Genomic DNA, 7,352 nt, shown 5'->3' with positions numbered 1-7,352 from the left:
CCTAACCTTTTGATCCGTAGTCAAACGCTCTATCCAATTGAGCTACGGGCGCTTAATCAGGCGACTTAATTATCTTAACATATCGTTTTTATCAAGTCAATATCTTTTTGAGATTTGTTTGTCGCATGTGTTTGAATGTCTTTGTTTCAAATACGTCATCAGCGACGAATAAAAATATACCATGGATCACATAAAAGGGTCAATACATTTTTCTAAAAAAGTTTCATGTTTTTTAAGAAGTCGTTTTTTCTTAGATAAATAGAAATGCAATAGCCCTATTTTCTTCCCTTTCTTCATAATTCCAATGATTCTTAAATAAAATCTTTCTAAATCCAAAGGAGGACAAAACATGGTCACATAGAATTTTTATTTATTGGAAAATTCTTAAAATTTTCCAAGCATTTAAAGGGGGTAGGAGATGATGAAAAAGTTCGTCGCTTTTCAAATCATGATCGCTTTGGTGATAGGAGCTCTTATCGGCCATTTCTTTCCTGACTTCGGGATGGCTCTCAGGCCAATTGGAGATGGATTCATCAGGTTGATTAAAATGATTGTTGTTCCTATCGTTTTCTCTACCATTGTTATTGGTGCAGCCGGCAGTGGTGGTATGAAGAAAATGGGAAGCCTAGGATTAAAGACGATCATTTGGTTTGAGGTCATCACAACCATCGTTCTAGGAATTGGTCTATTGCTGGCTAATGTTCTAAAGCCTGGCGTTGGCCTTGACTTCTCTAAATTAGCTAAGAAAGATATTGGTGAATTAGACGGCTATACGCAGAAAGTCGTCGACTTTAAACAAATGGTACTCGATATCATTCCAACGAATATCGTCGATGTCATGGCTCAAAATGATTTACTAGCTGTCATTTTCTTCGCCATATTATTTGGTGTAGCGGCAAGCGGTATCGGTAAGGCATCCGCTCCTGTTCTCAACTTCTTTGAATCAGTGGCACAAATTATGTTTAAGCTAACGCAGATGGTCATGGTGACAGCACCTATTGGAGTGCTTGCATTAATGGCTGCTTCTGTTGGTCAATATGGCATTGTGTTATTAATCCCGATGATGAAGCTTGTTGGGACTGTATTTTTAGGATTATTCATTATTCTCTTTGCTTTGTTCCCTCTGGTCGCACTGATCTTCCGTTTTAACTACTTCGAAGTTTTAAAAATGATTTGGGATTTGTTCTTGGTTGCCTTCTCTACTACAAGTACAGAAACCGTCCTTCCTCAGCTTATGTCACGAATGGAGAAATACGGCTGTCCGAAAAGAATTGTCTCCTTTGTCATTCCATCTGGTCTTTCTCTCAATTGTGATGGGTCCAGTTTATATTTATCGGTTTCCTGTGTGTTTCTTGCACAAGCGTTTGGTGTCGACATGAGTTTGTCACAGCAGCTTTTGATGATGCTTGTTCTTGTGTTAACGAGTAAAGGGATTGCAGCGGTGCCATCCGGTTCACTCGTCGTCCTTTTGGCGACCGCCCATGCAGTAGGTCTTCCAGCAGAAGGCGTCGCCATTATCGCCGGTGTCGATCGAATTATGGATATGGCTCGAACAGGTGTGAATGTTCCAGGTCATGCCGTTGCATGTATTGTCGTATCGAAATGGGAGAAAGTATTCCGCGAGTCTGCTTGGGAAGTTCCAAAAGCAGGTGAAGAAACAAAAGGAATGTAGTGTTATATGAAGGAAAGGGCTTCCCCTTTCCTTCTGCGTGTAGACAAACCCTCGCATTCGTTGTCAGTCCTGCGCTCCGGTGCTCACGAATGTCAAATTCGCTCCGCTCCGGTACTCGTCCTTCCTAGACTTCAAAGGTTTTCTATCACGCTGAAAAGAAAACAAAAGGAAAGGGCTTCCCCTTTCCTTTTCTTATGATAAAAATGCTTGCTTTAGGACCGCTTTGCCTTGAGGTTGCAGCTGCACTTCTGCATATGCGCCATTAATCAGCGTCATTTGCGGCGGGACATGCCCACAATCTATATCATAAAAAATAGGGATTTGTAATTCCTTTTGTAATTCTTCATATACATCATGATACTGATACCCTTCCACAGGCACATCTACTGCACTTCGCCCAAACATAATACCTGAACAATGGTCAAACCATCCTGCTAGTTTCAATTGAACAAGCGATCTCTTCACGCTTACAGCATTTAATTCACAGTTTTCAAAGTACCAGAGAATTGGTTCATCTTTTAAGAATGTTTTTTGAAAAGCTTTGACATCTCCAAAAGGCGTCCCAGCTAAGTGGCGTATGACATCAATACAGCCGCCCATTAGCCTCCCCTTTACCATCTTTTCTTGTCGATCAACCGTATGCCATGCGGTCGGTTCTGTTAAATGAAAAACATGTTCAATCGGATTGTCATACTGCCATTCCTTTTGATACATAGATGAAGAATATTGGCTGATGTCCATTTCCCCTTTTGTTGAAAGTACTTCTTCCCACATGACAGTTGTTTGATCAAGCTCTTCTCCCTGAAGATCTACTAGGTTCGGCCCATGCGCAGTGGCAATGCCTGTTTTGAATGTCAACGCCAGCAGAAGCGCACTCGTATCCGAGTAACCAAGAATCCACTTTTTTTGCATCGATGAGAAATCAAGGTGCTCTAACACCTCCATCAGAAGCTGCCCTCCCCATGGCGGGATGATGTGATCAATCTCATCACAGGTCATCATGTACTGAAGCTCCTTTGCTCGTTCTACGGCAGGAGCTGATTTTGCCTTTTCCTGGTGCCATACCGTATCTCCACATATGACATCATAGCCTCTTTTTTTCATTCGCTCGCATGAGAGCTGAAACATGTCATGCAAAGACGGCTGTACACCTGAGGAAGGTGCTGTGACGCCAATTGTTTGTCCTTTTTGTAATTGTGGAAATTGTATCATCCTATTTCCCTCCATCCTCTCTCAATCTCTCATTTATAAAGAGGAGCCCCTATTACAAGGGACATCTTCTTTTATTCCTTTTGACGCAGCACAGTATAGACACCTGCAAAGATACATAGAATGCCAATGAATGAGCGTAATCCCATTTCTTCTCCCAAAAGCAGCCAGCCAAGAACGGCACCTACGATCGGTTGAAAGAAAAAGAACAAACCGCCGCTTGAGGCATCCATTAATTGAAGCCCTCTATTCCATAAAAAGAATGCTAGAGCTGTTGAGATGATGCCTAGATAAAGAATACCGCCCCAAATCTCCGGCCTTGCCATCTGTTCCACATCTAGGTGAGGTAAACGAAATAATACAGGCGGTGTTAAAACAATGAATGCAATGATGATCGCATATGTGGTTGTCACCACCTGAGGGTACTTTCCTGGGACACGTTTGAGCAAAACAGACATCAGCGCCCATGTTAAAGCAGCGAAGACCAATGAAAGACCACCGACAAATTCATCTGTCTGTACTGCAACTGGTCCAATCATGAGCCATACACCTGCTGTAGCAAGCAGGATGGATGCGCACTTTCGAACAGTCATGGCTTCTTTTAATAGAAAGAAAGCAAACAGCACCATAAACGCAGGAGTTGCAGATGTAATAACAGCCCCCATTTGTGCAGAGGTATACATCGTCCCAATTTCTTGGGTCACGATTGAAAGGAAATTTCCGATCAGCCCAATCAACACCATAAGGGGGATATCTTTTTTATCTAATCGAAAGGAATAGCCCAAGCGCCAAATGGTGATCACCAACACGACTCCTGCTACAGCATATCTCATCCAGACGAGTTCAAGTGGCGGAACAACCGCTACTGTTACTTTGACAACAACGTACATGCCGCCCCAAATACTTGCTGCGATTGCTAGGTAAAGGGCGCCTATATATTTTTCATTCATCATTTTCCCTCCGTTATTGGATATTTTGAATACCATATCCACAAACGGAGATCACTCTCCGTTATGGACGGAGGGCATTTGGAACATCATGTTCAAACAAAGGTTTGCACAGCATTGTCGTCACTCCAATTTTTTTATTTTCTGATACTTTATAACAGATTCTGGATGACTTCAATCCTTTTTACACCTTTTTTCTTTATATAATAGAAGATAAGGGGATATTGACATGCTAAATTCGTTTTCATATAGTAAGTAAAACTATAGGTCGTCACGCAGAAAAGGAGTAGAGGTCGTTGGATATTGAAGCTAAAAAACATATTCCCAGCACGGAACATGAACCATTTCTCGAGGGAATAAAAGATTGTGTGCCAACCCTGCTTGGTTATATGAGTATCGGGTTTGCCTTTGGAATTGTTGGAATTAGCGCACAGTTGAGCCTATGGGACATTGCGCTTCTAGCAATCTTTATTTACGCAGGTGCTTCACAGTTTATTATCTGTGCACTGCTTGTCACGGGAAGCCCCCTTTCCGCTATTATTCTCACTACATTTATTGTGAATCTGCGTCATTTATTACTAAGCCTGACGCTGGCTCCTCATTTTACATGCTACTCTTTAAAACAAAATATTGGATTCGGTCTATTGCTGACTGATGAATCCTTTGGCGTAGCCATGAATAAATTAGCTCAGCATGGAAAGCTGAATAACCGGTGGATGCACGGGCTGAACATAACGGCTTATTTGTGCTGGATTGCTGCCTGTATACTTGGCGGCATTTTTGGACACTGGATCTCAAATCCTGAAGCACTTGGTCTTGATTTTGCTCTTTCCGCTATGTTTGCTGCACTGCTGGTTCTTTCTTTGCAAACTGTGCCTAAAAGTAAATTAACCCATCGCCTGTCACTTGTTTTGTATATGGTCATTGCGATGTTTGTCCTGCTTCATTTTGTTCCATCACACGTGGCTGTTCTATTAGCCACCATAATTGTCGCAACCATTGGGGTGGTGACAGATAAATGATCAGCAGTTTTATGATGTGGCTCATTCTCGGCTGTATGATTGTCACTGTGATTCCAAGGGTCGTTCCCTTTATATTTGTACGAAGTATCGAGCTGCCTGAAGTGGTGCTCAAGTGGTTATCGTTTATTCCCATTTGTATCTTTACGGCTTTAATTGCAGAGCATTTGTTCATTCATACCACAACAGGTGTCACCATTCACTGGATGTACCTTGCTGTCTTGGTTCCTACCGTCGTGATCGCTGTTTGGACAAAGAGCTTATCACTTACTGTTCTTGTAGGCGTCATGCTGATGGGGACTGCCAGATGGTTTTTTTAAAAGAAAAAGCTTAACCGCATGCGGTTAAGCTTTGTTTCATTTTACGATTCCGTATACAAATCCATCGTAACCCTTTTCACCAACAGTTTGAATGGCTGTTGCCTCTATTCTTGACTCTTGTTTGAGTAAATTGAAAAATTCACGAGTTCCTTGCACTCGTTCATCCCCATCAGAGTCATGAAGGACTGCTCCATTTCTGACGACATTGTCTGCAATAATGACTGTTCCCTTTTTTGAGAAGTGTAACGCCCACTTTAGATATTTCGGGTTGTTCGGTTTATCTGCATCAATGAAAATCAAATCGAATGGAAGCACATCCCTCTCTTTTAACTGAGATAGCGTATCCAATGCCTTTCCTTGCAAAATGCTCACCCGTTCCGATAAGCCCGCTCTACTAATGTTTTGCTGCGCAATCTGTACATGGTGGCTGACAGCCTCTAATGTGATGAGTTCTCCATCCTCTTCAAGAGCACGCGCCAACCAAATGGTACTGTATCCACCAAGTGTCCCGATCTCTAAAATGCGCTTTGCATTCTTGGTTTTTGCTAATAAATAAAGCATTTTCCCTTGAGCTGGTGACACATCAATTTCTGGCAGTCCTGCTTGCTTATTATGAGTAAGAGCTTGCTCCAAAACATCATCTTTAGGAATCAACTTGTCTGTGATATACTCGTCAACTTTCTCCCACACTTGCTTCATCTCAACCATCTCCCTTGATCATGTCTTCTGTCTCAAGTCTACATGATGATAGCGAGCGCGTATAATCAATTCTTTTCACACATCTATTCATTTTATTGATGAAAGACATGTCATGATGGAGACATGAAGCAATGCCGTGTTTTCGGATTTACTGGTTCAGGTGATTTTTCAAATCCCCTTTTTTATCTTGAAGCTTTCCTTTGGCTTGATCCTTTTTCCCTTCTGCTTTCAGGTTTTGATGATCTGTTGCTTCGCCAAGCTTCTCTTTCAATTGACCTTTGGCTTGATTTGTTTTTCCTTTCGCTTTATCCATATGTCCTTTTTCTTCACTCATTTGTTCCACCTCCACGTTTGATACTATTCATTTAGCCTTTTTCACAGATACAAAACATCTGAGTGTGCGATCCAAGAAACTACAGCAACAAGAAAATCCAGCCAAGGTCGGCTGGATTAAAAATAATGATCTATAAGATAGACTTAAAAGCTTTAACCTGTTTTACTCTGATCGTACTCAACAAGATCACCTAGAATTTCGTCAATCTGATTCATCATCTCAGTTTCAATTTTCACCTCAGATGCTAAAGCATTCTCCCTCACCTGTTCTGGACTAGATGCACCGATAATTGCTGCAGAAACGTTCTGATTTTGCAGTACCCATGCTATTGCAAGCTGAGCGAGAGTAAGATCAACCTCTTGTGCGATGGGCTTAAGCTTTTGGATCGCCTCTAAGGTATTATTATTCATCCAGCGTTGAGCAAGGTTTTTAAAAAAGGGTTTTCCAGCAGGTGAGTTAGCACGCGAATTAGTCGGAAGTGATTTTCCTGGGAGGTACTTTCCAGTAAGGATTCCCTGGGCCAAAGGCGACCATACTACCTGGCCAAGTCCTTCGCGCTGACAGGTCGGTATTACATCACTTTCAATGATTCTCCATAACATGGAGTATTGAGGTTGGCTGGCAATTAGGGGGACTTTTAGCTCTCGTGCAAGCGCTGCCCCTCGAGTAATTTGTTCTGCTGTCCACTCACTTACACCAATATAGTTCACTTTCCCCTGTCTTACTAAATCTGCGAAAGCTAACATCGTTTCTTCCAGAGGTGTAGTTGGATCAAACCTGTGTGCATAGTAAATATCAATATAATCCGTTTGTAAACGTCGCAAAGAGGCATGACAGTTTTCCAAAATATGCTTGCGTGATAATCCTCTATCGTTTTTCCCAGTACCGGTTGGATGACATACTTTTGTACATAGTTCAATGCTCTCCCGCCGGATCCCTTTTAAAGACCTGCCTAGTATCTCTTCAGCCTTGGTGTCTGAATAAACATCAGCAGTATCAAACGTCGTAATACCAACATCAAGAGCAGCTTTCACACAATCATGGGCAGTTTCTTCATTTATCTTACCACCATGATTAATCCAGTTTCCGTATGCAAGTTTACTAATTGTTAATCCACTATTTCCAAGTTTACTATACTCCATAATAATGCCC

The 7,352-nt window shown here is 41.9% G+C and carries 8 protein-coding genes; 3 read left to right on the top strand and 5 right to left on the bottom strand.

Annotation, left to right across the window (positions count from 1 at the left end; all coding sequences use genetic code 11):
* Window positions 1-421: 421 nt before the first annotated feature.
* Window positions 422-1,672 (top strand): glutamate-aspartate/proton symporter GltP, encoded by a 1,251-nt coding sequence (gene gltP / locus QRN39_RS17195; RefSeq protein WP_034620243.1) that lies wholly within the window; start codon window positions 422-424, stop codon window positions 1,670-1,672.
* Window positions 1,673-1,864: 192 nt separating this feature from the next.
* On the opposite strand, the gene QRN39_RS17190 is transcribed toward gltP, so the two are convergent.
* Together QRN39_RS17190 and QRN39_RS17185 are read right to left on the bottom strand one after the other, a co-directional pair.
* Entirely contained in the window at window positions 1,865-2,884 is a 1,020-nt protein-coding gene (locus QRN39_RS17190; protein ID WP_284907738.1) for a S66 family peptidase, read from the bottom strand.
* 71 nt (window positions 2,885-2,955) lie between these two features.
* On the bottom strand, window positions 2,956-3,831 hold the full coding sequence (locus tag QRN39_RS17185; protein WP_034620208.1) for a DMT family transporter: 876 nt from the start codon (window positions 3,829-3,831) through the stop codon (window positions 2,956-2,958).
* Window positions 3,832-4,124: 293 nt separating this feature from the next.
* Between QRN39_RS17185 and QRN39_RS17180 the strand changes: the two genes are divergently transcribed.
* Both QRN39_RS17180 and QRN39_RS17175 read left to right on the top strand, forming a co-directional pair.
* Window positions 4,125-4,850: an AzlC family ABC transporter permease gene (locus tag QRN39_RS17180; protein WP_284907737.1), complete on the top strand. Its 726-nt coding sequence runs from the start codon at window positions 4,125-4,127 to the stop codon at window positions 4,848-4,850.
* Window positions 4,847-5,167 (top strand): AzlD domain-containing protein, encoded by a 321-nt coding sequence (locus QRN39_RS17175; protein WP_003214160.1) that lies wholly within the window; start codon window positions 4,847-4,849, stop codon window positions 5,165-5,167. The genes QRN39_RS17180 and QRN39_RS17175 overlap by 4 nt, the downstream gene beginning before the upstream one ends.
* A gap of 36 nt (window positions 5,168-5,203) precedes the next feature.
* Here the strand turns inward: QRN39_RS17175 and QRN39_RS17170 are convergent, their stop codons facing one another.
* From QRN39_RS17170 to QRN39_RS17160, 3 genes are all read right to left on the bottom strand, one after another.
* Entirely contained in the window at window positions 5,204-5,866 is a 663-nt protein-coding gene (locus QRN39_RS17170) for an O-methyltransferase (protein WP_106066398.1), read from the bottom strand.
* A 148-nt stretch (window positions 5,867-6,014) separates the two neighbouring features.
* Entirely contained in the window at window positions 6,015-6,200 is a 186-nt protein-coding gene (locus QRN39_RS17165; RefSeq protein WP_003213978.1) for a CsbD family protein, read from the bottom strand.
* Window positions 6,201-6,352: 152 nt separating this feature from the next.
* Window positions 6,353-7,342 (bottom strand): aldo/keto reductase family protein, encoded by a 990-nt coding sequence (locus tag QRN39_RS17160; RefSeq protein ID WP_050945658.1) that lies wholly within the window; start codon window positions 7,340-7,342, stop codon window positions 6,353-6,355.
* Window positions 7,343-7,352: the final 10 nt, after the last annotated feature.

It is taken from the genome of Bacillus sp. lyk4-R2A-2 (assembly GCF_030209735.1).
GTDB classification, from domain to species: Bacteria; Bacillota; Bacilli; order Bacillales; family Bacillaceae; genus Bacillus; species Bacillus pumilus.
The sequence above is the reverse complement of the archived record's forward strand: the minus strand, read 5'-3'. Positions and strand labels throughout refer to the sequence as shown.

Coding starts and splice junctions, on each gene's coding strand:
- QRN39_RS17160 (WP_050945658.1), bottom strand. CDS start 7,342: ATGGAGTATAGTAAACTTGGAAATAGTGGATTAACAATTAGTAAACTT.
- QRN39_RS17165 (WP_003213978.1), bottom strand. CDS start 6,200: ATGAGTGAAGAAAAAGGACATATGGATAAAGCGAAAGGAAAAACAAAT.
- QRN39_RS17190 (WP_284907738.1), bottom strand. CDS start 2,884: ATGATACAATTTCCACAATTACAAAAAGGACAAACAATTGGCGTCACA.
- QRN39_RS17185 (WP_034620208.1), bottom strand. CDS start 3,831: ATGAATGAAAAATATATAGGCGCCCTTTACCTAGCAATCGCAGCAAGT.
- gltP (WP_034620243.1), top strand. CDS start 422: ATGAAAAAGTTCGTCGCTTTTCAAATCATGATCGCTTTGGTGATAGGA.
- QRN39_RS17170 (WP_106066398.1), bottom strand. CDS start 5,866: ATGAAGCAAGTGTGGGAGAAAGTTGACGAGTATATCACAGACAAGTTG.
- QRN39_RS17175 (WP_003214160.1), top strand. CDS start 4,847: ATGATCAGCAGTTTTATGATGTGGCTCATTCTCGGCTGTATGATTGTC.